Source organism: Pantoea sp. ICBG 985, assembly GCF_002928365.1.
Classification (GTDB): Bacteria; Pseudomonadota; Gammaproteobacteria; order Enterobacterales; family Enterobacteriaceae; genus Pantoea; species Pantoea dispersa.
This window is the reverse complement of sequence record NZ_POWM01000001.1, coordinates 115,498-141,479: the sequence shown is the minus strand read 5'-3', so window position 1 is coordinate 141,479 and position 25,982 is coordinate 115,498. Positions and strand designations below refer to the sequence as shown.

At 59.9% G+C, this 25,982-nt stretch carries 21 protein-coding genes; 8 read left to right on the top strand and 13 right to left on the bottom strand.

Going from position 1 to position 25,982, the window contains the following annotated elements:
- Window positions 1–68: 68 nt before the first annotated feature.
- Together ribD and nrdR are read right to left on the bottom strand one after the other, a co-directional pair.
- Entirely contained in the window at window positions 69–1,172 is a 1,104-nt protein-coding gene (ribD, locus tag C1Y42_RS00685) for a bifunctional diaminohydroxyphosphoribosylaminopyrimidine deaminase/5-amino-6-(5-phosphoribosylamino)uracil reductase RibD (protein WP_104092646.1), read from the bottom strand.
- 3 nt (window positions 1,173–1,175) lie between these two features.
- On the bottom strand, window positions 1,176–1,625 hold the full coding sequence (gene nrdR, locus C1Y42_RS00680) for a transcriptional regulator NrdR (protein ID WP_031279647.1): 450 nt from the start codon (window positions 1,623–1,625) through the stop codon (window positions 1,176–1,178).
- Between the two features lie 171 nt (window positions 1,626–1,796).
- Here nrdR and lysM point away from each other — a divergent pair, with 171 nt between their 5' ends.
- Both lysM and C1Y42_RS00670 read left to right on the top strand, forming a co-directional pair.
- On the top strand, window positions 1,797–2,234 hold the full coding sequence (gene lysM, locus C1Y42_RS00675; RefSeq protein ID WP_021507159.1) for a peptidoglycan-binding protein LysM: 438 nt from the start codon (window positions 1,797–1,799) through the stop codon (window positions 2,232–2,234).
- A gap of 15 nt (window positions 2,235–2,249) precedes the next feature.
- Window positions 2,250–2,822 carry a DUF3251 domain-containing protein gene (locus tag C1Y42_RS00670; RefSeq protein WP_104092645.1) on the top strand — a complete coding sequence of 191 codons (573 nt, stop codon included), beginning with the start codon at window positions 2,250–2,252 and terminating at the stop codon, window positions 2,820–2,822.
- A gap of 64 nt (window positions 2,823–2,886) precedes the next feature.
- Here the strand turns inward: C1Y42_RS00670 and secF are convergent, their stop codons facing one another.
- From secF to queA, 5 genes are read right to left on the bottom strand one after another with little or no spacing between them, the layout of a single operon-like run.
- Window positions 2,887–3,855: a protein translocase subunit SecF gene (gene secF / locus C1Y42_RS00665; protein ID WP_058769379.1), complete on the bottom strand. Its 969-nt coding sequence runs from the start codon at window positions 3,853–3,855 to the stop codon at window positions 2,887–2,889.
- Between the two features lie 10 nt (window positions 3,856–3,865).
- Entirely contained in the window at window positions 3,866–5,713 is a 1,848-nt protein-coding gene (gene secD, locus C1Y42_RS00660) for a protein translocase subunit SecD (RefSeq protein ID WP_071813591.1), read from the bottom strand.
- A gap of 25 nt (window positions 5,714–5,738) precedes the next feature.
- Window positions 5,739–6,071 carry a preprotein translocase subunit YajC gene (gene yajC / locus C1Y42_RS00655; protein ID WP_021507155.1) on the bottom strand — a complete coding sequence of 111 codons (333 nt, stop codon included), beginning with the start codon at window positions 6,069–6,071 and terminating at the stop codon, window positions 5,739–5,741.
- Window positions 6,072–6,096: 25 nt separating this feature from the next.
- Entirely contained in the window at window positions 6,097–7,221 is a 1,125-nt protein-coding gene (tgt, locus tag C1Y42_RS00650; RefSeq protein ID WP_021507154.1) for a tRNA guanosine(34) transglycosylase Tgt, read from the bottom strand.
- A 39-nt stretch (window positions 7,222–7,260) separates the two neighbouring features.
- Entirely contained in the window at window positions 7,261–8,331 is a 1,071-nt protein-coding gene (gene queA, locus C1Y42_RS00645; protein ID WP_021507153.1) for a tRNA preQ1(34) S-adenosylmethionine ribosyltransferase-isomerase QueA, read from the bottom strand.
- A gap of 104 nt (window positions 8,332–8,435) precedes the next feature.
- Here queA and C1Y42_RS00640 point away from each other — a divergent pair, with 104 nt between their 5' ends.
- The 4 genes from C1Y42_RS00640 to C1Y42_RS00625 all read left to right on the top strand — a co-directional run bounded on the left by C1Y42_RS00640 (window position 8,436) and on the right by C1Y42_RS00625 (window position 13,450).
- Window positions 8,436–9,017 carry an ACP phosphodiesterase gene (locus C1Y42_RS00640; protein ID WP_058781210.1) on the top strand — a complete coding sequence of 194 codons (582 nt, stop codon included), beginning with the start codon at window positions 8,436–8,438 and terminating at the stop codon, window positions 9,015–9,017.
- A 162-nt stretch (window positions 9,018–9,179) separates the two neighbouring features.
- Window positions 9,180–9,989 carry an inositol monophosphatase gene (locus C1Y42_RS00635; protein ID WP_058757972.1) on the top strand — a complete coding sequence of 270 codons (810 nt, stop codon included), beginning with the start codon at window positions 9,180–9,182 and terminating at the stop codon, window positions 9,987–9,989.
- Entirely contained in the window at window positions 9,986–11,221 is a 1,236-nt protein-coding gene (locus tag C1Y42_RS00630) for a histidine-type phosphatase (protein ID WP_104092644.1), read from the top strand. The genes C1Y42_RS00635 and C1Y42_RS00630 overlap by 4 nt, the downstream gene beginning before the upstream one ends.
- Window positions 11,222–11,497: 276 nt before the next feature.
- The gene (locus C1Y42_RS00625) at window positions 11,498–13,450 is read left to right on the top strand and encodes an acyltransferase family protein (RefSeq protein WP_104092643.1); all 1,953 of its coding nucleotides are present in this window, start codon (window positions 11,498–11,500) and stop codon (window positions 13,448–13,450) included.
- 42 nt (window positions 13,451–13,492) lie between these two features.
- Here the strand turns inward: C1Y42_RS00625 and proY are convergent, their stop codons facing one another.
- The 6 genes from proY to phoB form a co-directional block, all read right to left on the bottom strand.
- Complete coding sequence (proY, locus tag C1Y42_RS00620; protein ID WP_058775216.1) at window positions 13,493–14,848, bottom strand: proline-specific permease ProY; 1,356 nt, start codon at window positions 14,846–14,848, stop codon at window positions 13,493–13,495.
- A gap of 69 nt (window positions 14,849–14,917) precedes the next feature.
- The gene (gene brnQ, locus C1Y42_RS00615; RefSeq protein WP_021507147.1) at window positions 14,918–16,237 is read right to left on the bottom strand and encodes a branched-chain amino acid transporter carrier protein BrnQ; all 1,320 of its coding nucleotides are present in this window, start codon (window positions 16,235–16,237) and stop codon (window positions 14,918–14,920) included.
- A 402-nt stretch (window positions 16,238–16,639) separates the two neighbouring features.
- Window positions 16,640–17,746 carry a cobalamin-independent methionine synthase II family protein gene (locus C1Y42_RS00610; protein ID WP_104092642.1) on the bottom strand — a complete coding sequence of 369 codons (1,107 nt, stop codon included), beginning with the start codon at window positions 17,744–17,746 and terminating at the stop codon, window positions 16,640–16,642.
- 165 nt (window positions 17,747–17,911) lie between these two features.
- Window positions 17,912–18,838, bottom strand: a complete 927-nt coding sequence (locus C1Y42_RS00605; RefSeq protein WP_059010572.1) for a PstS family phosphate ABC transporter substrate-binding protein — start codon at window positions 18,836–18,838, stop codon at window positions 17,912–17,914.
- 18 nt (window positions 18,839–18,856) lie between these two features.
- Window positions 18,857–20,170 (bottom strand): phosphate regulon sensor histidine kinase PhoR, encoded by a 1,314-nt coding sequence (gene phoR / locus C1Y42_RS00600; protein ID WP_104092641.1) that lies wholly within the window; start codon window positions 20,168–20,170, stop codon window positions 18,857–18,859.
- Window positions 20,171–20,185: 15 nt separating this feature from the next.
- Window positions 20,186–20,875, bottom strand: a complete 690-nt coding sequence (phoB, locus tag C1Y42_RS00595; protein ID WP_021507143.1) for a phosphate response regulator transcription factor PhoB — start codon at window positions 20,873–20,875, stop codon at window positions 20,186–20,188.
- 197 nt (window positions 20,876–21,072) lie between these two features.
- Here phoB and sbcD point away from each other — a divergent pair, with 197 nt between their 5' ends.
- Both sbcD and C1Y42_RS00585 read left to right on the top strand, forming a co-directional pair.
- Window positions 21,073–22,290 (top strand): exonuclease subunit SbcD, encoded by a 1,218-nt coding sequence (gene sbcD / locus C1Y42_RS00590; protein WP_104092640.1) that lies wholly within the window; start codon window positions 21,073–21,075, stop codon window positions 22,288–22,290.
- Window positions 22,287–25,964, top strand: a complete 3,678-nt coding sequence (locus C1Y42_RS00585; protein ID WP_104092639.1) for an AAA family ATPase — start codon at window positions 22,287–22,289, stop codon at window positions 25,962–25,964. Before sbcD ends, C1Y42_RS00585 begins: the two co-directional genes overlap by 4 nt.
- Window positions 25,965–25,982 lie beyond the last annotated feature (18 nt).

Sequence of the window (25,982 nt, the reverse complement as noted above, 5' to 3'; positions counted from 1 at the left end):
TGGCCCCGCAGAAGGGGGCGGATTCTATCATACTCTTCGGCAACGCGCTCAGGCTTTTCCGTGCATGCTCAGCGTGGTGTCAGGGTCAGCCGTAAATCGTCGCCAACCTGACGCACGTCGCTAAAATTCAGCGCTGGCGCATCGGCCAGCGTTTCCAGTCCCGGCAGCGCACACAGGCCGCGCGCGGCATTACCCAGCAGTTTCGGCGCCAGATAAACGATCAGTTCATCCACCAGGCCGGCCTGCAGCAGCGCACCGGCCAGACCGGCACCGGCCTCAACCCACACGCTGTTGATCTGACGCTGACCGAGCAGCATCATCATCGCCACCAGATCGAGCTGCTCACCGCGCGGCGGCACCTCAATCTGACTCACGCCCGGCGGCCAGCTTTGTGCATCAGCCTCCGTGCGCATCAGCCAGGTTTCGCCGGGCTGGGCGATCAAACGATGCTGTGGCGTCACGCGCTGCTGGCTGTCGATCACCACCCGCACCGGCTGACGCAGCTGGCTCTCATTCAGCTGCTGGCGCACGGTCTCGCTCAGTTCATCCCAGCGCACCGTCAGCGACGGATTGTCCGCCAGCACGGTGGCGCTGGTGGTAAGAATAGCTGAACTGCGGGCACGTAAACGTTGCACATCGCGCCTTGCCGCTGCGGAAGTGATCCACTGGCTTTCGCCACTGGCCATGGCGGTACGACCATCCAGCGAGGCGCCCAGTTTGAGCTGAATCCACGGAAAACCGGTACGCATGCGTTTGAGAAAACCGCGATTGAGCGCTTCCGCTTCATTCATCATGAGGCCGTGACTCACGTCGATGCCGGCCTGCTGTAAACGATACAAGCCGCGCCCGGCCACCTGCGGATTAGGATCCTGCATCGCCGCGACCACCCGGCTGACGCCGGCGGCAATCAGCGCATCGCAGCACGGCGGCGTCCGGCCGTGATGGCTGCAGGGTTCCAGCGTGACATACGCGGTCGCACCGCGTGCGTGGTCACCCGCCATGCGCAGCGCGTGCACTTCCGCGTGCGGTTCACCGGCGCGCTGATGCCAGCCTTCGCCCACGATCTCACCATCGCGCACGATAACGCATCCGACGTTAGGATTCGGGGTGGTGGTGTATTGTCCGCGCCGCGCCAGTTCCAGCGCGCGCGCCATGTAGTGCGCATCGGTCATGGATTAATCCTGTAAGCGGGCGATCTCTTCGCCAAAATCACGAATATCTTCAAAACTGCGGTACACCGATGCGAAGCGAATATAAGCAACTTTATCCAGCTTCTTCAGCTCTTCCATCACCAGGTTACCAATCAGCTTGCTGGGAATTTCACGTTCGCCGGTGGCGCGCAGCTGGGTTTTGATGTGATTGACCGCGTTGTCGACGGCATCCGCGCTCACCGGGCGCTTCTCCAGCGCCTTCATCATGCCGCTGGCCAGCTTATCTTCGTTAAAGGGTTCGCGCACGTCGTTGCTTTTCACCACGCGTGGCATTACCAGCTCGGCCACTTCAAAGGTGGTAAAACGCTCATGGCATACCAGGCACTGGCGGCGGCGGCGCACTGAGGAGCCCTCACTAACCAGACGTGAATCAATCACTTTGGTGTCCACAGCGGAGCAGAATGGGCAATGCATGACGTTTCCTGTCGCGAGAATTGGGGGCAGATAGTGTAGCGCGTTCCCGGTTGCAACAAAATACAGGGCGCAGAATCGCCACCTGGCTCACAGCGACGCCTGACGGTTACAGCAAACCGTGAAAAGTTACTAAGCTTAGAGAGCCAATCCGGCTTAATGACAGGAGGATGTATGGGTTTATTCAATTTCGTCAAAGAAGCGGGTGAAAAACTGTGGGATGCGGTGTCAGGCGGCGATGACCAGAGCAAAAAGCTGCAGGAGCACATTAATCAACTCGGCCTGCCCGACAGCGATAAAGTGAAAGTCGATGTCCAGGGCGATACCGTGAAGGTCAGCGGTGACGGTATCTCGCAGGAGTTGAAAGAGAAGATTCTGGTGGCGGCGGGTAACGTGGCCGGCATCACCAAAGTGGAAGATAACGTCACCACCAGTGACAGCGCCACGCAGGCCGAATTCTACACGGTGAAAAAAGGCGATACCCTGAGCGCTATCTCGAAGCAGGTGTACGGCACGCCGAACGAATACAACAAGATCTTTGAGGCGAACAAGCCAATGCTGACGCATCCTGATAAGATCTATCCCGGCCAGGTTTTACGTATCCCTAAATAACCGGAAGGACATTGCATGACGTTCAGGATGATTTGGGTGCCGGCAGCGCTTGCTGCGCTGGTGCTCAGTGGTTGCAGCTCCCCCCCCGCTTCACCTCAGGTCAAAGCGCTGCATCAGGAAGTGAGCCAGCTCAACCAGCAGATGCGCAAACTGACCAGTCAGGCCAGCGCGCTGGAGATTCAGGGGCAGCTTAACAGCCAGTCGACGCAGGGCGCATGGTTACTCCCGCAGGCAAATACGCCGGTAGAGCTGCAGACGCAGCTGGGTAAACTGCGCCTGTCGCTGTCGCACGTTGAGGGGGAAGCCAGCGGCAGCCGCGCTAACCTGAATATCCGTTCAACCGATGATAAGCCGGTGCCGGCGCTCAGCGCCCGCGTGGTATGGGGCGAAATGGATCCCGCCAGCGGCAAGCCGCTGAACGCCGACAGCCTGAGCCAGACCATTACCGTGCCCGCCAGTCTGATGCCGCGCAGTTCGGTCAGCGTACCGCTGCGGCTCAGCGGGCTGGCACCGGGTCAGCCCGGCTACGTGCGCGTGCATGATGTGCAGGCGGTGGCGGACGCCAGCACGGTCGTTGCAGGCCAGTAATTCTGGCGTCAGGCATAAAAAAACGGGCTGCACTCAGGCAGCCCGTTTCATTTCTCCGGCACAATTACGGCAGAATCGAAGGCTGATCGGCGCCCTCTTTCTCCACTTTCTGCACCAGCATGTGTTCACGCTTCATGCCCAGCTTCAGCGCCAGCGCGGACGACACGTAGATCGACGAAATGGTACCGATGGTGACACCGATCAGCATGGTCAGCGAGAAGCCTTTCAGCAGCGCGCCACCAAAGATGAACAGGATCAGGATCATCGCCAGCGTGGTGATCGAGGTGATCAACGTACGGCTCAGCGTCTGGGTCAGCGACACGTTAGTGATGTCGTAAGAAGAACCGCGACGGATTTTGCGGAAGTTCTCACGAATACGGTCGGAAACCACGATCTTATCGTTGAGCGAGTAACCAATCACCGACATCAGCGACGCCACAATCGTCAGATCGATCTCGATGTGGAACAGCGACAGAATGCCGCAGGTGATGATTACGTCGTGCGCCAGCGCCAGCACGGTGCCCAGCGCCAGACGCCACTCAAAGCGAAAGCCGATGTAGATCAGAATCGCAATCAGCGCCGACAGCAGCGCCATCGCCCCGGCCTGCGCCAGATCGCTGCCCACGCTCGGGCCCACGAACTCAATTCGCTTCACGGTCGCGTTCTGCTGCGTCGTCTGATTGATCGAGGCAACCACTTTGTTGCCCAGCTCCTGGCCTGCATTGCCGGTGGTCGGTGGCATACGCACCATCACATCACGGCTGCTGCCAAAGTTCTGTACCAGCGGCTCCTCAAAGCCTGCCTTCACCAGCCCGTCACGCAGCGCATCCAGATCCGCCGGCTTCTCGAGGTTGATCTCAATCACCGTCCCGCCGGTGAAATCGAGCCCCCAGTTAAAGCCGCGCACACCGATAATGGCGATGGACGCCACAATCAGCAGGCCGGAGATGATAAAGGCCAGCGTGTCCCAGCGCATAAAGTCGACGACTTTACGCCCATGGTTCAGCTGTTCAATACTATATTCCTGTGCCACAACGCACTCCTCAGATAGACAGCTTATTGATGCGTTTGCCGCCGTACACCAGGTTAACGATGGCACGGGTGCCGACGATAGCGGTGAACATGGAAGTCGCGATACCGATAGCCGTGGTAATCGCAAACCCTTTGATCGAGCCGGTACCGACCGCATAAAGAATGATGACTTTAATCAGCGTGGTGACGTTGGCGTCGACGATACTGGAGAAGGCGCCTTTATAGCCTTCATGAATCGCCTGCTGTACCGAGCGTCCGTTACGCAGTTCTTCTTTAATACGTTCGTTAATCAACACGTTAGCATCCACCGCCACCGCCAGCGTCAGCACGATACCGGCAATGCCCGGCATGGTGAGCGTGGCGCCCGGTAACAGTGACATGATGCCGACAATCAACACCAGGTTGCACAGCAGTGCGCTGGTCGCAATCAGACCAAACTTCTTGTAGAACACCACCATAAAGATGATGGAGGCGATCAGACCCCACAGACAGGCTTCGAGACCCTGCGTGATGTTCTGCTGGCCCATGGTTGGACCGATGGTCCGCTCTTCCACAATCTGGATTGGCGCAATCAGCGCACCGGCACGCAGCAGCAGCGACAGCTGACGCGCTTCGTTCGGGTTGCTGATACCGGTAATACGGAAGCTGTTGCCGAGGCGCGACTGAATGTTCGCCACGTTAATCACTTCTTCCTGCTTCACCAGAATCGCACGACCGTTCGCATCTTTCTTACCGCTGTCCTTGTACTCCACAAACAGGGTCGCCATCGGCTTGCCGATGTTGTCCTTGGTGAAGTTGGACATGATGTTACCGCCGGCGCCATCAAGCGAGATATTCACCTGCGGCTGGTTGTACTCATCCATACTGGACGTCGAGTCGGTAATGTGGTCACCGGTGAGAATCACGCGCTTGTACAGCACCACCGGCTGACCTTCACGCGTCTTTTTCACTTCCGAGTCACCCGGCACGCGGCCGCTGGCGGCTGCGCTCGGATCCACCGAGGTGTTGACCAGGCGGAACTCCAGCGTTGCGGTAGCACCCAGAATCTCTTTAGCACGCGCGGTATCCTGGATACCCGGCAGCTCAACCACGATGCGGTCAGCGCCCTGACGCTGTACCAGCGGCTCAGCTACACCCAGCTGGTTCACACGGTTACGCAGGATGTTGATGTTCTGCTGCACCGCATATTCGCGCGCTTCACTCAGACGCGCATCGGTCATCACCGCACGCAGCGTGTCGCTGCCAGCGCTGGTGATCACCAGGTCGCGATGGCGCGGCGTCAGATAGCTGATGGCCGCATCACGGCTGGCGCCGTCGCGGAAGCGTATTTCGGTGCCATAGTTAGCGATTTTGCTAACGTTGGTGTAAGGGATATTTTTTTCGCGCAGATCGCTGCGCAGGCCATCAGCATTCTGCTCCTGCAGCTTGCCGAGGGCAGTATCCATGTCGACTTCCATCAGGAAGTGCACGCCGCCGCGCAGATCGAGGCCGAGTTTCATCGGTTCAGCGGCCAGCATGGTCAGCCAGCGCGGTGTGGCAGGGGCCAGGTTGAGCGCCACGACGAAATCTTCGCCCAGCGCATTGGTGATGGCTTCACGCGCGCGCAGCTGAATATCCGTGTTAGCGAAACGGGCCAGAATGGCACCATTTTCCAGCGCGAGGGATTTGCTCTGGATATTGTCTTGTTTTAATACGGTCTGGATCTGATCCAACGTTTGCTCACTGGCGGCGCCACCGCGCGCACCAGTGATCTGAACGGCCGGATCCTCACCATAAAGGTTAGGAAGCGCATACAGCAGGCCGACGAGAATCACGACGACCAGCATGATGTACTTCCACAAAGGATAACGGTTTAACACGGCAGTTCCCTTCGGGAAGAATAAATTACAGCGCCTTCATTGTACCTTTCGGCAGAACGGCGGCCACGAAATCACGTTTAATCACTACTTCAGTGGTGTCGTTCAGGGCGATAGCGATGTAGCCGGTTTCAGCCACTTTCGTTACGCGTCCCACCAGGCCACCGTTGGTCAGCACTTCATCACCTTTGGAGATGGAATCCATCAGCTTTTTGTGATCTTTGGCGCGCTTCTGCTGTGGACGCAGGATCATGAAGTAGAAAATCAGACCAAAAACCACCAGCATGATCACCAGAGAATACGGACTTCCCTGAGACGGAGCGCCAGCTGCGGCCACGGCGTCAGAAATGAAAAAGCTCATTAAATTTCCCTCATTGATAGAATTATCAGACGTTTAACGGTGGAACCGCTTTGCCCGTCCGTTGGTAGAACTCGCTAACAAAGTGCTCTAATTTACCCTCTTCGATGGCCTGGCGTAAACCCGCCATCAGACGCTGGTAATAGCGCAGATTGTGGATGGTGTTCAGACGTGCGCCCAGTATTTCGTTACAGCGATCAAGATGATGCAAGTAGGCACGCGTGTAATTGCGACAGGTGTAACAATCACACTCCGCATCCAGCGGCGCGGTGTCATCTTTGTATTTCGCATTGCGGATTTTCACCACGCCATCGGTGACGAACAGATGGCCATTGCGCGCGTTACGCGTTGGCATAACACAGTCAAACATATCGATACCGCGGCGAACGCCTTCCACCAGATCTTCCGGTTTGCCGACGCCCATCAAATAACGCGGTTTGTCTTGCGGAATTTGCGGACAGACGTGTTCCAGGATGCGGTGCATGTCCTCTTTTGGTTCACCCACCGCCAGGCCGCCCACAGCGTACCCATCAAAGCCAATCTCTACCAGACCTTTAACCGAGACATCACGTAAATCTTCGTAAACCCCGCCCTGAATAATGCCAAACAGCGCATTTTTGTTACCGAGCGCGTCAAAGCGGTCGCGGCTGCGCTGCGCCCAGCGCAGTGACATCTCCATCGAGCGTTTAGCGTAATCCCAGTCCGCCGGATACGGCGTACATTCGTCGAAAATCATCACAATATCGGAGCCGAGATCGTACTGAATCTCCATCGATTTTTCCGGGTCGAGGAAAATCGGGTCGCCGTTGATGGGGTTGCGGAAATGCACGCCGGCTTCAGTGATCTTACGGATATCACCGAGGCTGAACACCTGGAAGCCGCCGGAGTCGGTCAGGATCGGTCCCTGCCAGTGCATGAAATCGTGCAGGTCGCCGTGCAGTTTCATGATCTCCTGCCCCGGGCGTAGCCACAGGTGGAAAGTGTTGCCCAGCAGGATCTGCGCGCCGGTCTCTTTCACTTCTTCCGGCGTCATGCCTTTGACCGTGCCGTAGGTGCCGACCGGCATAAACGCCGGGGTTTCCACGACGCCGCGATCAAAGACCAGACGGCCACGGCGCGCGCGCCCGTCGGTGGTATCTAATTCAAATTTCACATTGACCTCTTTCGATAATCAGAGAAACAGTCTGATTACTCAGCCACCAACGATTTCGTCGGGAGCCTGTGGATTACGGGTGATGTACATCGCATCCCCGTAGCTAAAGAAACGGTACTGCTCCGCCACCGCGCTTTGATAAGCCGCCATGGTGTGTTGATAACCGGCAAACGCCGAAACCAGCATAATCAGCGTCGATTCCGGCAGGTGGAAGTTGGTGATTAGCGCATCAATCACCTGATAGTGATAGCCCGGATAGATAAAGATCTGCGTGTCATCGAAAAACGGCGCGATCAGCCCATCCTGGCAGGCCTGCGCTGCGCTCTCCAGCGATCGCACCGAGGTGGTGCCCACCGCCACCACTTTGTTACCGCGCGCTTTGCACGCCAGCACCGCGTCCACCACGTCCTGCGGCACTTCGGCATATTCAGAGTGCATGATGTGATCGTTGATGTTCTCTACGCGCACCGGCTGGAAGGTGCCAGCGCCGACGTGCAGCGTCACAAACGCCATCTCCACGCCTTTCGCCTTCAGCGCCGCCAGTAGTGGCTCATCGAAGTGCAGACCGGCGGTCGGCGCTGCCACCGCGCCGGGGCGCGCGCTGTAGACCGTCTGGTACAGCTCGCGGTCAGCTTCCTCATCCGGACGATCGATATACGGCGGCAGCGGCATATGGCCGACGCTGTTCAGGATATCCAGCACCGCGCGATCGTCCGCAAACTCAATTTCGAACAGCGCATCGTGGCGCGCCAGCATGGTGGCTTTGACGCTTTCGTCGTCGCCCAGCAGTAATTCGGCACCTGGCTTCGGCGCTTTGGAGGCGCGCACGTGCGCCAGCACGCGTTTGTCATCCAGCATGCGCTCAACCAGCATCTCAATTTTGCCGCCGCTGGCTTTACGGCCATAGACGCGCGCCGGAATCACCCGGGTATTATTGAACACCAGCAGATCGCCCGGATTGAGCTTATCCAGCACATCAGTAAACACGCCATGGTTCAGCGCCCCGCTCGGGCCATCCAGCGACAGCAGGCGACATCCGCTGCGCTGCGCCTGCGGATAGTGGGCGATCAAAGATTCCGGTAATTCAAAGGCAAAATCGGCTACACGCATGCATCACTTCTTCAGGACTCAAAAAACAGGCGGCATAGTTTAGCGGAAAAGTGGGCAATTCTGAACAACTGGCTGCGCCGGTGTGATTCTGCCTATAATGCGCCATGAACTTTCTTGCTCACCTTCACCTCGCAACCCTGGCCGACAGCTCACTGCTGGGTAATCTGCTGGCCGACTTCGTGCGCGGCAACGTTGAGGCGCAGTGGCCGCAGCCGGTGGTGGCCGGTATTGCCCTGCACCGGCGCATTGATGTGCTGACCGATAACCTGCCGGAAGTGCGCAGCGCGCGTCAGCTGTTCCGCGCCGAAACGCGCCGCGTGGCGCCAATTACCCTCGACGTGATCTGGGACCACTTCCTGGCGCGCCACTGGGATCAGCTGCATCCGGCGCAGTCGCTGTCCGCCTTTAGCGCTGCCGCCGAGCGCGACATTGTGCCGCAACTGCCCGGCACGCCGGGCGATTTTATCGAGCTCAACGCGGTAATGTGGCGCGAACGCTGGTTTGAACACTATGCTGACCCGGCGCGGCTGGCGCGCGTACTAAGCGGCATGGCGCATCGCCGGCCACGGCTGGCGGCGCTGCGCGACTCCTATCAGGATTTTGTCGACCACTACACCCAGCTCGAACCGCTGTTTTTCCAGTTCTATCCACGCCTGATGGCCGCCGCGCGCGCCCGGCAGCTGTGAAGCACAATTTGCCGCTGCCCCGCATTGCCTCCCCTTGCCAGCCGCAGCCATCTGCGGCTTAATGAAGCCTTGCTTAACTTTTGTTAAGCCAGTCACACAGCCATGGCGCTTTATCCGGCGTGGTTCGCCACGTCGATTGCCAGTGAATGATAAGAGGGAAAAATGTCATCAGCTACGCTAACCGAATTAGATGCCCGTTATCACTATGCCTGTGAGGTGGCGAAAACCGCCGCCAGCCGCGCGCTGGCGTGGTATCAGCAGCGCCATCAGCTGGTGGTGGAGCACAAGAAGGATTTGCAGGATGTGGTCAGTGAGGCGGATCGCAACGTTGAGCTGCTGGTAAAACACCTGATTCATGAGCGTTTTCCTGACGATGCGGTGCTGGGTGAAGAGAGCGGCGGTGACGTCAGCGGCGCGCGCTTTATCTGGGTCATCGATCCGATTGACGGCACCAGCAGCTTTCTTAACGGCCTGCACAACTGGTGCGTCTCGCTGGCGATTGTCTGCGACAATCAGCCGGTGATTGGCGTAGTCAGCGATCCTAATCATCAGGAAACCTTCCACGCCTGCCGCGGCAAAGGTGCCTGGGTGAATGACAAGCGCATTCAGGCACACAGCGCGCAGCGGCTCGACCAGGGGCTGCTGGGCCTTAGCAGCTCGAACAGCCAGCCGATTGAACCGCTGACCACCTTTATCAGCCAGCTGCTGGCGCAGGGCGGCATGTTTATCCGCAACGGTTCCGGTGCGCTGATGAGCGCCTGGGCGGCCGCCGGCCGGCTGATTGGCTATTACGAAGCGCACATGAATCCGTGGGATGGCCTGCCTGGCATTGTGCTGATGCGCGAAGCGGGCGGCGTCACCAACGATTATCTCAGCCACCATGGCCTGCAACAGGGTAATCCGGTGCTGCTGGCCAACGCGGTGCTCTATCCGCAGCTCAAAGCGCTGCTGCCGGCACAGCCAACGTTATGACACGTCTGCTGCTGAGCGCGCTGCTGGCTTTGCTGGCGCTCACCGCGCAGGCGCAGCCGCGCTACCAGCTGGAAAAAGTGGTAGAGATCAGCCGTCACGGCGTGCGTCCTCCCACCGCAGGTAACCGCACGGAAATCGAAGCCGCCACCCAGCGCGCCTGGCCGCGCTGGCGCAGCGCCGACGGCGAACTCACCGCACACGGTTATGCAGCGGTAGTGAATAAAGGTCGCTGGCAGGGTGAACACTATCGCCAGCTCGGCCTGCTGCGCGCCGGCTGTCCCGATGCCGGGCAAATCTACGTGCGTGCCAGTCCGCTGCAGCGCACCCGTGCCACGGCGCAGGCGCTGCTGCAGGGCGCCTTTCCTGGCTGCGATGTGGCAGTTCATCACGTCGCGGGGACGGTCGATCCGCTATTTCAGAGCGAAAAACTGCCGTTCGGCCAAACTGATGCTGCCACGGAGCGGGCAGCGGTCGCGGCGCGCGCCGGCGATCTCGCCGCACTGCAGCAGCGTTTACAGCCCGCCGTGCAGCAGCTCAGGCAGGCGGTATGCGCGGCAGATTGCCCGTTCTTCGATCGCCCCTGGCAGCTGAAGCAGAGTAAAAGCGGCCATACCTACGTGCAGGGTCTCAGCGTGCTGGCCAGCATGGCCGAAACCTTACGGCTCGGCTGGAGCGAAAATCTGCCGTTCAGCCAGCTGGCGTGGGGCAACATCACCCGGGCGCAGCAGATCAGCGCCCTGCTGCCGCTGCTGACCGCCAATTACGATCTGAGTAATGATGTGCCGTATATCGCGCAAAAGCGTGCATCGATTCTGCTCGACGCGGTAGTGCGCAACCTGCAGGACGATGCGGCGACGCCCTCCACCCGCTGGCTGCTGCTGGTGGCACACGATACTAATATCGCCATGCTGCGCACGCTGATCGGCTTCAGCTGGCAACTGCCCGGCTACGCGCGCGGTAATATTCCGCCCGGCAGCAGCCTGGTGTTTGAGCGCTGGCGCGATAACCAGACGCAGACGCTGCTGCTGCGCGTCTATTTTCAGGCACAGAGTCTGGACGCGCTGCGCCAGCTAACGCCGATCGATCGGCAGCACCCGCTGCTGCGCCAGGAGTGGCATCAGCAAAACTGTCGCCAGACGGCAGTGGGCACGCTGTGTCCTTATCAATCGACGCTTGAGCACTGGCGCACCGCCATTGATCAGCGCGCGGTAATCCCCGTGGTCTATCCCTGATGCCAGCCGCCGGGTTAAGCCAGACAGATTACGCCGGCTTATTCCTGCAGCGAAATTACAGCAATAAACTGCAAGCTGATGGGCACGGTTATCTGAGACTTTTCTTTTTTTTCCCTTAAAAGCCTTAGCGCTGTAAAACTGCGATATGCTGCACGGGTCAATCATCCCTTAGTAATACCTTTCTCTTTTTACATTTTTCGGCGACAGGATGCGCCGAGCTATTTTTATCCGCAGCAATAAAATCGTAAATTAACATTGAATAACTGGGATCCTGTTATGTCTGTACCTGTCTCGCTGCGCTATCGTCCGGATATCGATGGTCTGCGCGCTGTCGCCATTATATTGGTTGTGCTGTTCCACTGCGGCGTCAGCGCCGTGTCGGGCGGTTTTATTGGTGTCGATATATTTTTCGTTATTTCCGGCTTTTTAATTGGCGGTATTATCAGTAAAGAAATTACCGCCGGCACCTTCTCGTTTTATCAGTTTTATTTACGCCGCATCCGGCGTATTGCGCCCGCCCTGTTTTTTATGCTGATGGTATTGCTGCTGCTCGGTTATCTGCTGTTATCACCGCTGGAATTAAGCCAGCTGGCAAAATACAGCATGGCGGTGTTTCTCTCGGTGCCCAATATGCTGTTACTGAAGAGCGGCGACTATTTCAGTGCAGATGCCGATCTCAATCCGCTGCTGATGACCTGGTCGCTGGGCATTGAGGAGCAGTTCTATATCGTGCTGCCGTTTATTCTGCTGCTGGCCGTGCGGCTGCGGCGCACAATGACGGGCGTGGTGCTACTGCTCAGCCTGCTGTCGCTGGCCGGCTGCCTGTGGTTAACGCCCCTCTCCAGCACTCAGGCGTTTTATCTGCTGCCAACCCGCGCCTGGGAGCTGGGTGCAGGCGTGCTGCTGGCGCTGTGGCAACCCCGCCCCGTCACCGGCCGGCTGGCCAGCCTCTGTCATCTCGCTGGCTGGCTGCTGATCATCGGTGCCACGCTGTTACTCTGCCGTAGCGATCGCTTTCCCGGCTGGCTGGCACTGCTGCCGGTGCTGGCGGCCTGTCTGATGATCGGTGCGCGCAGCCCGCTCAATCAGCGGCTGCTGGAGAACGCGCCGATGCGCTTCATCGGTAAAATTTCCTACTCGTGGTACTTGTGGCACTGGCCGCTGCTCAGTCTGGCACGCATCTGCAGCGATCGGCCGCTCAGCATCTGGCAGGCGTTGAGCATCTGTGCCGTGGCGCTGGTCATCGCCTGGCTCTCCTGGCGCTTCGTCGAACAGCCATTCCGTCGGGCGCGCAGCGGTACGCGCTGGCTGATCCCCGGCTACTGCGCCTCGTCGCTGCTGGCAGCCGGTGCCATGGTGCTGCTGTGGCAGAGCGGTGGCCTGAAATCGCGCGTCAGTGAAGCGGTGAAGCTCGGCGACGAATGGAAAGTCGCCGCCCAGCGCGATCCCTGCCTGCTGGATTACGGCGCCACACGGCCCGCCCGCGATGCGCAGTGCCAGCCGCAGAGTGACACACCGGCGATAGCGCTGATTGGCGACAGCCATGCCGCCGCGCTGGCGGCCAACGTCGCCGATTACGCCCGGCGGCAGCAGAAACCGCTGTTTCAGCTGACCAAAGCCTCCTGCCCTTTCCTGCTTGACGCCACGCGCGCGATGCCGCAAAAACCGCAGCATGCACAGCAGTGCCTCGATTTTAATCAGCGGGTTTTGCCGATCATCCTGAGCGATAAAATAGACGAAGTGGTGATTAGCGCGTTCTGGGCGGCGGGCCTCAGTGAGCAGCCGGGCAGCGGATTCCGCAGTCTCCGCGATCCGGCGCAGGACAATCTGCAGGCGCTGAAAAGCGGGCTGGATACCGTGGTGGCGCAGCTGCTGGCGGCGGGGGAAAAGATCACCCTTATAGACGATGTGCCGACCATCACGCTCGATCCGCTGCGCTACAGCCATAACCGCAATATACCGCTGCGCCGCAGCCTCAATAGCTGGCTCAGCGCGCAGGATGGCGCGGCGCTGGCGGCGGAACGCACGCAGCAGATGCAGATGCCAAACGCATCGGTAGCAAATCTGTTAAAGGATTATCAGCAGTATGGCGTACGCGTGTTGTCACTACAGGAGACGTTATGTAATGCGCAGGGGTGTCTGGTCACTCATCAGGGCATGCCGCTCTGGTACGACAACAATCACCTGAATCCGTACGGCGGAGAGATGGCGCTGGGGAAAAACTGGTAATGCACCACGGGCGAAGTCTCGCTTCGCCCGTGGTAAAGCTTCTTACGCTTTACGTTTCTTCGCCAGCGGCCACGCCAGCAGCAGCAGAACAATCCAAGCAAACCCGACGTACAGCGAGATACGCGTATCCGGGAAGTAGCCAATCAGCGCGATGATAAAGGCAAGGAACAGCACTCCCACCCACGCCGTAGCGCTGCCGCCCGGCAGAGCAAACTGCAGCTTACCGGCCTGCTCTTTGCCGATTTTGTGGCGGAACGCGATCTGCGACAGCAGAATCATAATCCACACCCACACGGTGGCAAACGTCGCCAGCGAGGCAATCACCAGGAACACTTTTTCCGGCATCAGATAGTTGAGATACACCGCCACCAGCATAGCAAGCATCATCACCAGCACCGTGACCCACGGAATGCCGCGATTCGACACCTTCATGAACATCTTCGGCGCATGACCCTGCTGCGCCATACCGTGCAGCATGCGGCCGACGCCAAACACATCGCTGTTAATCGCCGACAGCGAGGCAGTCAGTACCACAAAGTTCAGAATGGAGGCGGCGGCGGCAATACCGAGGTGCTGGAAAGTCAGCACGAACGGGCTGCCTGCGGTACCGACCTGGTTCCAGGGATAGATCGACATGATCACAAACAGCGTGCCGACATAGAACACCAGAATGCGCAGCGGTACGGAGTTGATGGCGCGCGGGATCGATTTCGCCGGATCTTTAGCTTCGCCGGCGGTGATGCCAATGATCTCAATGCCGCCGTAGGCGAACATCACCATCTGCAGCGACAGCAGCATGCCGACGATACCGTGGGCAAAGAAGCCGCCGTTGGTCCACAGGTTATGGATGCCGGTCGGCTGACCGCCGTTGCCGATGCCCCAGAAAATCATGCCGAAACCGGCCACGATCATGATGATGATGGTGGCAACTTTGAAGAAGGAGAACCAGAACTCCACTTCGCCAAACACCTTCACGCTCATCAGGTTGATGGCGCCGATGATCAGCACCACCGACAGCACCCAAATCCAGTGCGGCACCTCCGGGAACCACACGCCCATGTAGATACCAAAAGCCGTGACGTCGGCGATCGCCACAATCAGGATTTCAAAACAGTACGTCCAGCCGGTGATATAGCCCGCCAGCGGTCCGAGGTAATCCTGCGCGTAGCGTGAAAACGAGCTGGCCTGCGGATTGTTAACCGACATCTCGCCCAGCGCACGCATGATGATATACGCCACGGCGCCGCCGATGATGTAGGCCAGCAGTACGCTGGGGCCTGCCATTTTGATGGCATCTGCCGAGCCGTAAAACAGCCCGGTGCCGATCGCCGATCCCAGCGCCATAAAACGGATGTGGCGCGTGCTCAGTCCGCGTTTGAGCTTATTGGTTTCTTGCATAACAAACAGTACCTGTGGAAATGAAAAAACCACGGGCAAGCCCGTGGTCGGAATTAACAGCGATGTCGCTTACTGGTGAACGGCAACCTGCTCACGCCCTTTCACCCGGTCAACCACCGCAGCAATCACCAGCATCGCCAGCGACGGCGGCAGCCAGGAGAGACCCTGATCGGCCAGCGGCAGATGCTGGCTAAACAGCGGCAGCGCATCTTTAAAGCTGGTGGTTTTGATGGCGTCGACGATACCAAACAGCAGGCTGATCAGCATGGTTGGCGCAATGATGCGCGTGCTGCGATTCCACCAGCTCAGGGTAAAGCTCAGCACCACCAGTACAATGCACGGCGGATAGATAGCCGTCAGCACCGGAATCGAAATCTGAATCAGGTGGCTGAGACCGAGGTTCGACACCAGCATGGCGAACAGGCCGAGAATAAACACCAGCGCTTTATACGACAACGGCAGGTATTGCGCAAAGAATTCTGCGCAGGCGCAGGTCAGGCCCACCGCCGTAACCATACAGGCGACGAAAATCAGCGCGGCGAGGAAGACACTGCCCATACCGCCGAAGGTCTGCTGCACGTAAGCATGCAGAATCGCCGCGCCGTTAGCGTTCTGATCGACAATCGCGCCGCTGCCGGAGCCCAGCTTGAACAGGCTGAGGTACACCAGCGTCAGGCCAACACCGGCGATCACGCCAGCCAGCATGGTATAGCGCGTCAGCAGTTTGCTGTCTTCCACGCCACGCGAACGCGCCGCATTAACGATGACGATACCGAACACCAGCGCGCCGAGCGTATCCATGGTCAGATAGCCGTTCACGAAACCGCTGGAGAAGGCCGCACGCTGGTAGTCGGCGGTGGCCGGCGAAATGCCGCCAGCCGGCCACAGCAGCGCCGCGACGCCCAGAATGGTCAGCGCGACAATTTTCAGCGGCGCGAGGAAGTGGCCGACGGTGTCCAGCAGCTTGCCTGGATAGAGCGAAATGCCGATCACCAGCGCGAAGTACACCAGGCTATAGATAAACAGCGGCAGCGGGCCGTCGCCGGTCAGTGGCGCAATCCCGACTTCAAATGAAACGGTCGCGGTGCGCGGCGTGGCAAACAGCGGGCCGACGGCGAGATAGCACACGGTGGCGAGCAGCAGACCGGCCGCTTTACCAATCGGTGAGCTGAGCGCATCAATACCGCCGCCAACGCGCGCCAGCGCGATCACGGTCATCACCGGTAAACCAACCGCGGTGATCAGGAAGCCGAAGGCGGCAATCCAGACATGTTCACCAGACTGAATACCGACCATAGGCGGGAAAATGATGTTTCCTGCGCCAACGAACAGGGCAAAGGTCATGAAGCCCAGCGCCAGGATGTCCCTGGAGGTTAAACGATGTGTCATAAACTTCTGTACTGCCTGTAGCTGATGTTGCGGTGGAAGTTGGGTTTGTGTTGTCCCCTGGATGCGCGAAAACAATGGCTTAACTGGCTTGACCAGTGCGTTATGCGGGCCGAATCGGTACAGCGCAGGTGATTTAAACTGCTTTTCTTCTGTTCACAGAGGGATGAATCGACAACGGCGCAAATTAAAACGTTTATAGCGAAGAAAGGCAATACAGGATCGGAAAACCAGAAGGATATAACAGGAAAGCGTCAGAACGCAGTGGATAAGCAGGAAATAGTCGGAAAACACCTGAGATGATTTGCTTAAAGTTTCTGCAAAGCGGGCGATCTCCTTGCAGAAACCGCCGCAGGGATGCACAAAAGGCGCGCTTTACGCGCCTGTTTGCACAACTTTACAGCATCACCACATCTGTTGTGCGATGTCGACAACCAGACGAATCTTCTGCCACTGCTGCGCTTCGGTCAGGCTGTTGCCCTCTTCCGTTGACGCAAAGCCACACTGCGGGCTGAGGCAAATCTGGTCGAGGCTGACAAACTGCGCCGCTTCCTGCAGGCGCGCCTTTACCTGTGCAGCGTCTTCCAGCTCGCCGGTTTTGGTGGTAATCAGCCCTAATACCACCTGCTGATGACCGGGTTTGATGAAACGCAGCGGCTCAAAGCCACCGGAGCGCTCATTATCGTACTCGAGGAAAAACGCGTCGATGTTCACGCTGCCAAACAGAATTTCCGCCACCGGCTCGTAGCCGCCTTCCGAGATCCAGGTCGAGCGGAAGTTACCACGACACACGTGCAGACCGACGGTGAGATCCGCCGGTTTATCTTCCAGCGCGCGATTCAGCACCTGCGCATAAATGCGCGCCAGCTGTTGCGGATCTTCACCGCGCTCGCGGATTTGCTGCTGCTGATCGCCTGAACACAGGTACGCCCACACGGTGTCATCCAGCTGCAGATAGCGGCAGCCAGCGTCGTAAAACGCCTTGATCGCCTCTTTGTAAGTCTGTGCCAGATCGGCGAAGTACTGCTCCAGATCCGGATACACCGTGGCATCAATCACTTTACGGCCGCCGCGGAAGTGCAGCACGCTCGGGCTGGGAATGGTCATTTTCGCCACCGCATCGCCGGCCACGCTTTGCAGGAAGCGGAAATGGTCCAGCATCGGATGCTGCGGGTTAAAAGCGACTTTGCCGGTGACCTTCACGCCGTGCGCTTTGGTCTGCACGCCGTTGAACTGAATGCCCTGATCGGCCTCGAACAGCTCAACGCCGTGCAGATGGCCAAAGAAATCAAAGTGCCACCAGGCGCGGCGGAATTCACCGTCGGTCACCACCTGCAGACCGCTGGCGCGCTGCTGCTCCACCACCTGGCGAATCGCATCGTCTTCTACCTGACGCAGCTGGTCGGCGCTGAGGGTGCCACTGGCGAACTGCTCGCGTGCCTGCTTAATGGCAGCGGGACGCAGAAAACTGCCGACGGTATCGGCGCGGAACGGGGCGGTGTTGCGTTGCATATTCACTCCTGCACTGGCGCATAATTGCGTCAGGGTATAATTGCGTACGGTTATTTTTGGCCATCTGGATGGCTATATGTCCATAAGAGTGACATGCCGCCCTGCCGGCGGCAATAGAAGAAAATTCAGGGGACGTGAAAAAAATTCATGATCGGTCAGCGTGAATTAGTTTTGCGCAATCGCCGCGCGCGCCTGCGCGATCTGGCTGTCGGACAGCGGCAGGTAGCCAGCCTCCGTTACGCGGCGCTGGCCCTGCGCAGAGAGCACCTGTTGCAGAAAGGCGGCGACCAGCGGCGGCAGCTGTTTGCCGGGCGCCTTGTTAACGTAGATATACAGCGGGCGCGACCACGGATAGCGGCCGCTGCGGATCGATTCGGCATCCGGCATGACGCTGTCGCCGCTGGCGGTGACGATCGGCAGGGTTTTCACGCCGCTCAGGTGAAAGCCAAAGCTGGCATAGCCGATGCTGTTCGGCGTGCTGGCGACCGCCTGCACCACCGCCGCCGAGCCGGGAAACTCCGCGACGTCAGCGCGGAAATCGCCGCGACACAGCGCCTGCTGCTTGAAGAAGCCCCAGGTGCCGGAAGCGGAGTTACGGCCAAAGCGCTGAATACTGCGCGTTGCCCAGTTCGCCGTATGCAGGCCAACATCGCCCCAGCGCTGCGGCACCTGCTGTGCGCCGCACAGCCGCGTCACGGAGAACAATGCATCCAGCTGCGGCTGACTGATGGACGGCAGCGGATTGTCCTGATTAACCACCACCACCAGCGCATCCATCGCCACCGGCACCGCCAGCGGTGCATAACCATAGCGCGCGATAAACAGCTGACGCTCATCCACCTGCATCGGCCGGCTCATGGCGCCAAGCTGAGCGGCCCCGGCGGCCAGCGCGGTCGGCGCCGTCGACGATCCCGCCGCCTGCACCTGCACGTTGACGCCCGGCGACTGACGGCTGAAATCTTCGCCCCACAGCGTCATCAGATAGCCCAGCGTGTCCGAGCCCACGCTGCTCAGGTTGCCGGTCAGCATGCTTTGCTGAGCCGTCGCCAGCAGCGGGCACAGTAATAAAAGAGAGAGCAGCAGTGATTTCATCACAGAGTCCGGTGGCGTTTACTGCGCCACATTCTCGCGGATTCCGTTCGCCACAATCAAGCGCGGTGGCAGCACGAAGCGGAAGCAGGTTTCCTGATGCGGCACGCTGCTGATCTCCAGCCGCGTGGTGTGGTGGCCGAGCGCATGCTTAACAATGGCCAGCCCCAGCCCGCTACCGCCAGTGGCGCGCGAGCGCGCTTTATCCACGCGGTAGAAACGTTCGGTCAGGCGCGGCAGATGCTCCTCGCTGATGCCGGGCCCGTTGTCGCACACTTTAAATTCGGCGCCCTGTTTGGTGCGCAGCCAGCTGATGTCGATGCGCGTGCCATCCGGCGTGTGGTTCACCGCGTTATATACCAGATTGGAAATCGCGCTGCGCAGCTGTTCATCATTGCCGAACACCTTCAGGTGTGGATCGGTGTGGAAATGGATGTTGTGACGGCCCTGGCTGAGGGTTTCCGCCTCGCGCTGTAACAGCAGCAGCATGGTCGGCACATCCACCGTCTCTTTCAGATCAATGGCGGGGGCCGCTTCGATGCGTGACAGCGTCAGCAGCTGCTTCACCAGGCTGTCCATGCGTCGCGTCTGCTCCTGCATGGTACTGAGCGCCTTGCTGCGGGTGCGCTCGTTCATCCCGGCATCGTCCATCATCTCCAGATAGCCCTGCAGTACCGTCAGCGGCGTGCGCAGCTCATGGCTGACATTGGCGAAGAAGTTGCGTCGCGCCCCTTCCAGCTGATGCATCTGGGTGACGTCACGCGCCACCATCAGCCACTGCCCTTCGCTGTAAGGCATGACGCGGAACTCCATGTGATGCTGATTATTGAGCACCAGCGTCAGCGGCTTGTTAAAGTCGCGCTGGCGGATATAGCGGGAGAATTCAGGGTAGCGCAGCAGGTTGAGGATATTCTGTCCATTATCTTCCGGCCAGCGCAGCCCGAGATGCTGCTGGGCCAGACCGTTACACCAGAAAATGGTGCCCTCTTCGGTGGTGAGCACCACCGCGTCCGGCAGCGACTCGGCCCCGCTGCGAAAGCGTTTGATCAGATTGCCCAGCTCGCGCCGGCGGCGGCGATTGCGCAACTGCATTTGATACAGGCCGTAAAACAGCGGTTCCCAGCTGCCGCGCCCGGTGGGCGGCGTCATTGAACGATCAATCCACAGCCAGTGCGACAGCCGCATCAGATTTTTGAAGTGCCAGAACAGCACGCCGCACACGGCCAGTAACAGCCACCACGGCAGATAGCCAACCAGCAGACCCAGCACCAGCGCAGGCAGACACACCAGCGCCAGCTCGGTCAGTAATCTCTTCCAGGAGAGTCGTTCCAGCACGGTAAAAGACTCCGTTTAGTAGCGGGCAGAGAAACGATACCCTGTTCCGCGAACGGTTTGTACCATGCGATCGTGGCCGGAAACTTCCAGTGCTTTACGTAAACGACGGATATGCACATCCACGGTGCGGTCTTCCACATACACGTTAGTGCCCCACACGTGATTCAGCAGCTGTTCGCGGCTGTATACGCGCTCCGGATGCGTCATAAAGAAGTGCAGCAGTTTGTATTCGGTCGGTCCCATTTCCAGCGGCGTGGTTTCGGACATCACGCGATGCGAGGAGGGATCGAGGCTCAGCCCCTGCATCTCAATCACCTCTTCCACCGCCATCGGTGAGATGCGGCGCATCACGGCTTTAATGCGCGCCATCAGCTCTTTGGGCGAGAACGGCTTGGTGATGTAATCATCGGCGCCCACTTCCAGCCCGCGCACGCGATCTTCTTCTTCACCGCGCGCCGTCAGCATCATCACCGGAATATCACGCGTCATGGCTTCACGCTTTAAATGTTTGATGAACTGAATGCCGCTGCCGCCGGGTAACATCCAGTCCAGCAGAATCAGATCGGGCCAGGGTTCGATCAGCTTGCCAATCGCGCTGTCATAGTCCTCAGCCTCAATCGGCTGATAATCGTTTTGTTCCAGCACGAAACATAACATTTCACGGATGGGAGCTTCGTCTTCCACAACCAAAATGCGCTTAGCCATTATTACTCCTGCGATTGTGACGGCATGTCACGGGGGTTTGCGGCGCCATTATGCGTCAGTTTTGTGACACTTTTATGAAAAACCCACCTCATGATAATCAGATAAAAAGCGCAATTGTGACAACCGGTTTCGCTTTTTTTTCATTGCGTTGTGAAGCGGTTATACTGCCGCTTTGCGATAGCAGGCACGGAGCATTCATGCGCATTATTCACACCGCTGACTGGCATCTCGGTCAGTTCTTTTACAGCAAAAGCCGCGCCGCCGAGCACCAGCAATTCCTCGACTGGCTGCTGGCCGCGATTGTGCAGCATCAGGTGGATGCGCTGATCGTCGCTGGCGACCTGTTTGATACCGGTTCGCCGCCCAGCTACGCACGCGAACTGTTTAACCGTTTCGTGGTGGCGCTGCAGCCCAGCGGCTGCCAGCTGATTGTGCTGGCCGGCAACCATGATTCGGTCGCCACGCTGAATGAATCGCGCGAGCTGCTGGCCTGCCTCAATACCCGCGTCATTACCAGCGCCACGCCCGGCGGCGAGCAACAGGTGCTGACGCTGCAACAGCACGACGGCACGCCGGGGGCGCTGCTGTGCGCCATTCCCTATCTGCGTCCGCGCGATATTCTGCGCAGCCAGGCGGGTCAGTCCGGACGCGATAAGCAGCTGTCGCTGCTGCAGGCGATTGAGCAGCACTATCAGCACTGTTATGCCGCCGCCGTGGCGCAGCGCGAAGCCATGGGCAGTACGCTGCCGATCATCGCCACCGGGCATCTCACTACTGTGGGCGTCAGCAAGAGCGATTCAGTGCGTGATATCTACATCGGCACGCTGGACGCCTTTCCGGCGCAGGCCTTCCCGCCTGCCGACTACATTGCGCTGGGCCACATCCATCGTGCGCAGCGCATCGCCGACAGCGATCACATCCGCTACAGCGGTTCGCCGATTGCGCTCAGTTTTGATGAACTGGGGCGTGAGAAAAGCGTATTCCTGCTGGAATTTAGCACCCGGCTGGAGTCCGTCACACCGCTGGTTATTCCGTCATTCCAGCCGATGCAGATGTTAAAAGGCGCCATGGCGGAGATTGAACAGCAGCTGACCGCGTTTCACACCTATGAAGGCGATCTGCCGGTGTGGCTGGATATCGAAATCACCACTCAGGAGTACCTGAGCGATCTGCAGCGCCGCATCGAACAGCTTACCGACGCGCTGCCGGTTGAGGTGCTGCTGGTGCGCCGCAGTCGCGATCAGCGTCAGCGCAGCCTGGCGCGGCTGGAGAACGAAACCCTGAGCGAACTGAAAGTTGAAGAGGTATTTGCCCGCCGGCTGGCGCTGGAGGAACAGCTGGAGGATGAACAGCGCGCGCAGTTAACGCAGCTGTTTCGCAGCACGCTGGCGACGCTGGAGGATCCGGGCGCATGAAAATTCTGACGCTGCGTTTTAAAAACCTCAACGCGCTGCGCGGCGAGTGGTTTATCGATTTCCGCCGCGAGCCGTTTGCCAGCAACGGGCTGTTCGCCATCACCGGCGCCACCGGCGCGGGTAAAACCACGCTGCTGGATGCCATCTGTCTGGCGCTCTATCACCAGACGCCGCGCCTTGGTGGCCTGTCGCAGAGCGAAAATCAGCTGATGACGCGTGACACCGCTGAGTGCCTCGCCGAAGTGGAGTTTGAGATCAAAGGTGAAGCCTGGCGCGCCTTCTGGAGCCAGAACCGCGCGCGCGGCCTGGCGGAAGGTAAACTGCAGGCGCCGCGCGTCGAACTGGCGCGCGTGGCGGACAACCAGATCGTCGCCGATAAAGTCGGTGACAAGCTCAAAGCCATCGAAACCTTGTCCGGTCTCGATTTTGCCCGCTTCACCCGTTCGATGATGCTGTCGCAGGGGCAGTTTGCTGCCTTCCTCAATGCCAAACCCGGCGAGCGCGCCGAGCTGCTGGAGGAGCTGACCGGCACCGAAATCTACGGCCACATCTCGATGCAGATCTACGAGCGCTGGCGCACGGCGCGCGCGGCACTCGACACGCTGCGCGCCCGCGCCGGTGCGGTGCAGTTGCTCGACGACGCCCGCCGCGCCGAACTGGCGCAGCAGCTGGAGCAGCTGACCCGCACCGAACAGGATCTGAGCGAGCAGCTGGCGCAGGCCCAGCAGCAGCAGCAGTGGCTGACGCAGCAGCAGCAGCTCAACGCGGAGCAACAGCAGGCGCAGCAGGCGTTGCAGGCTGCCGCCACGGCCTGGCAGCAGGCGGAAGGCGATCGTCAGCGGCTGGCGCGTGCTGAACCGGCAGAGAAGCTGCGCGACAAACTGCAGCAGCGCGAACAGCTGCAGCGCGACCAGCAGACACTGAACCAGCAGGCGCAGCAGTTACAGCAGCAACAGCAACAGGCACAAGCGGCGCTGCAGCAGGGTGAAAGCCACTATCAGGCCGCACAGCAGGCACGTGAACGCGCGCTGGCCGAACAGCAACAGCTGGAGACGCTGCTGAGCGAACAGGTGATCCCGCTCGATCAGCAGATCGCCAGCCGTGCACAGCAGCTTGAGCAGCAGCAGGCGCTGCTGAGCGAACAGCAAAAAACCCTGTTACTCAGCCAGCAGGCGCTGGATCAGCATCAGCAGGCAAGTGAACGCTTACAACAGCAACTGGCGCAGCAGCAGGCGTTTCGCCTGAGTGAAGCCGCTGTCGCCCGCTGGGGCGGCGAGCTGGCGCGCTGGCAGGCCGAACACGCCCGGCTTGAAGAGCGTGAGCAAACGCTGACGCAGCTCAGCGCGCAGCAGCAACAACTGCAAAGCCAGCTCGAACAGCAGCAGCAGGCGCTGCAGGCGCGCGAACAGGCGGCACAGCCGCTGCAACAGGCGGAAGCCGCGGCACAGCAGCAGCGCCAGCAGGCGGAGCAGGTGCTTACTTCGCTGGAAGCGGAGATCGCCAGCCCGGCGCTGCGGACGGCGCTGGCGCAGCATCAGCAGCAGCGCGGCGTACGTCAGCAGCTCAGCCTGCTGGCGGCACAGTGGCAAACGCTCCAGCCGCAGCGCCAGCAGCGCCAGCTCAAACTGCAGCAGTTACAGCAGCATGCTGAGCAGGAAGCGCTGGCGTTGCAGCAGCTGCGCGAGGAGTACAAGCGCGAGCATCAGACGCTGCTGGATGTGCGTCGCCTGTGCGAGCTGGAGCGCACGATTATTCAGCTGGCCGACGAGCGGGCGAAGCTGCAGCCGGAACAGCCCTGCCCGCTGTGCGGCTCCTGCCAGCATCCGGCCATCGACCGCTACCAGCAGTTGCAGCCGGACGAAAATCAGCAGCGCCTGGCCGCGCTGGAGAGCCGCGTGATGCAGCTCAGGGAAGCCGGTACCGCGCGGGGCGAGCAGCTCAAACTGTCGCAGCAGCAACAGCAGGCGCTGCAACAGGAAATCGCCGATCTCGACCAGCAGATCGCCGCCACCCGCGAGCGCTGGCAGGCGCTGTGCGGTGAGCTGGCGCTTACCTTCAGCGCTGAACAGCACGCAGAATTCAGCGCCTGGCTGCAGCAGCAGGACGCGCTCGAAGCCCGCCAGCAGCAGCAGTTGCAGGCGCGTGAACAGGCGGCCGTCACGTTGCAGCAGGCCAAAGACGCGCATCTGCAACAGCAGCAGCGCTGGCAGCAACACCAGCAGCAGCAACAGCTGGCACAGCAGCAGCTTGCCAGCGCCCGGCAGCAGCGGGATGAACTCGATCAGCGCGTCAGCGGTGAACGTCAGGCATGGCAGCAGCAATTACAGCAGCTGGAACAGCAGCTGGCTGCCCATCAGCTTAGCCTGCCGGCAGCGCCCGAGCGCGCCGGCTGGCTGCAAACGCTGCAGCAGCGCTGGCAGCAGTGGCAGGAAAGTGAGCGGTTACTTGCTGAGCTACAGCCGCAGCTGGCGAAAAGCGAAACGGAAGGCAGCAGCCTGCAGCACGCTCTGGCGCGTGAACAGCAGCAGGTCGCCAGCCTGCAGCAAGCCCTTAACCACCTGCAACAGCAGCAGCAGGCTCAACAGCAGCAGCGCCAGCAGCTGTTTGGCGAGCGGTGCGTGGCGGACGCGCGTCAGCAGCAGCACGCCACGCTGCAACAGCATGACCAGGCGCTGGCGCAACAGCTGCAGCGCTGGCAGCAGGCGCAAAGCGAGCTGCACGGCCTGAAAGGTCAGTATGAACAGATTGTCAGCCAGCAGCAGACGCTGGCGCAGCGCGCAGCGGACGCCGAAAGCGCCTTCCGGCAGGCATTGCTGCTCAGTGATTTCGCTGACGAAAGCGCCCTGCGCGCCGCGCTGCTGGCGGAAGATGAGGTGCAAACGCTGCGCCAGCGGCTGCAAACGCTGGAGCAGCAGCATCAGCAGCACACCGCGCTGCATGCCAGACTGGCGCAGCGGCTGAGCGATCACCAGCAGCAGCGCCCGGCTGCGCTCAGCGATGCCGATGCTGGCTCCATCGCCATCCGGCTGGAGCAGCTGCGCGTGGCGCTGCGTGACAACGCACGCCAGCAGGGCGAAGCGCAGCAGCAGCTGCACAGCGATACCCGGCAGCGTCAGCAGCAGCAAACGCTGCTGGCGCAGATCGCCGCTGACGAAGCGGAACTGGCACAGCTGAGCCGCCTCAACGATCTGATCGGGTCGGCCAAAGGCGACAAGTTCCGCCGCTTTGCTCAGGGCTTAACCCTCGATCATCTGGTTTGGCTGGCAAACCGCCAGCTCGATCGCCTGCACGGCCGCTATTTATTGCAGCGCCGCGTCAGCGATGAGCTGGAGCTGGAAGTGGTCGATACCTGGCAGGCCGATGCCACACGCGACACGCGTACGCTGTCCGGCGGCGAGAGCTTCCTCGTCAGCCTCGCGCTGGCGCTGGCGCTGTCCGATTTGGTCAGCCATAAAACGCGCATTGAATCGCTGTTTCTCGACGAAGGCTTCGGCACGCTGGATGCCGAAACGCTGGACACCGCGCTGGATGCGCTTGATGCCCTCAACGCCAGCGGGAAAACCATCGGCGTGATCAGTCATGTGGAAGCGATGAAAGAGCGCATCCCGGTGCAAATCCGGGTGCGTAAAATGAACGGGCTCGGCTACAGTAAACTGGAGCTGCCGGGCGAGTGATGCGTGAAGTGGCGCGGC

Coding starts and splice junctions, on each gene's coding strand:
- C1Y42_RS00670 (WP_104092645.1), top strand. CDS start 2,250: ATGACGTTCAGGATGATTTGGGTGCCGGCAGCGCTTGCTGCGCTGGTG.
- phoB (WP_021507143.1), bottom strand. CDS start 20,875: ATGGCTAAGCGCATTTTGGTTGTGGAAGACGAAGCTCCCATCCGTGAA.
- lysM (WP_021507159.1), top strand. CDS start 1,797: ATGGGTTTATTCAATTTCGTCAAAGAAGCGGGTGAAAAACTGTGGGAT.
- C1Y42_RS00585 (WP_104092639.1), top strand. CDS start 22,287: ATGAAAATTCTGACGCTGCGTTTTAAAAACCTCAACGCGCTGCGCGGC.
- proY (WP_058775216.1), bottom strand. CDS start 14,848: ATGCAAGAAACCAATAAGCTCAAACGCGGACTGAGCACGCGCCACATC.
- nrdR (WP_031279647.1), bottom strand. CDS start 1,625: ATGCATTGCCCATTCTGCTCCGCTGTGGACACCAAAGTGATTGATTCA.
- C1Y42_RS00625 (WP_104092643.1), top strand. CDS start 11,498: ATGTCTGTACCTGTCTCGCTGCGCTATCGTCCGGATATCGATGGTCTG.
- C1Y42_RS00610 (WP_104092642.1), bottom strand. CDS start 17,746: ATGCAACGCAACACCGCCCCGTTCCGCGCCGATACCGTCGGCAGTTTT.
- sbcD (WP_104092640.1), top strand. CDS start 21,073: ATGCGCATTATTCACACCGCTGACTGGCATCTCGGTCAGTTCTTTTAC.
- C1Y42_RS00640 (WP_058781210.1), top strand. CDS start 8,436: ATGAACTTTCTTGCTCACCTTCACCTCGCAACCCTGGCCGACAGCTCA.
- C1Y42_RS00630 (WP_104092644.1), top strand. CDS start 9,986: ATGACACGTCTGCTGCTGAGCGCGCTGCTGGCTTTGCTGGCGCTCACC.
- brnQ (WP_021507147.1), bottom strand. CDS start 16,237: ATGACACATCGTTTAACCTCCAGGGACATCCTGGCGCTGGGCTTCATG.
- yajC (WP_021507155.1), bottom strand. CDS start 6,071: ATGAGCTTTTTCATTTCTGACGCCGTGGCCGCAGCTGGCGCTCCGTCT.
- C1Y42_RS00605 (WP_059010572.1), bottom strand. CDS start 18,838: ATGAAATCACTGCTGCTCTCTCTTTTATTACTGTGCCCGCTGCTGGCG.
- C1Y42_RS00635 (WP_058757972.1), top strand. CDS start 9,180: ATGTCATCAGCTACGCTAACCGAATTAGATGCCCGTTATCACTATGCC.
- queA (WP_021507153.1), bottom strand. CDS start 8,331: ATGCGTGTAGCCGATTTTGCCTTTGAATTACCGGAATCTTTGATCGCC.
- ribD (WP_104092646.1), bottom strand. CDS start 1,172: ATGACCGATGCGCACTACATGGCGCGCGCGCTGGAACTGGCGCGGCGC.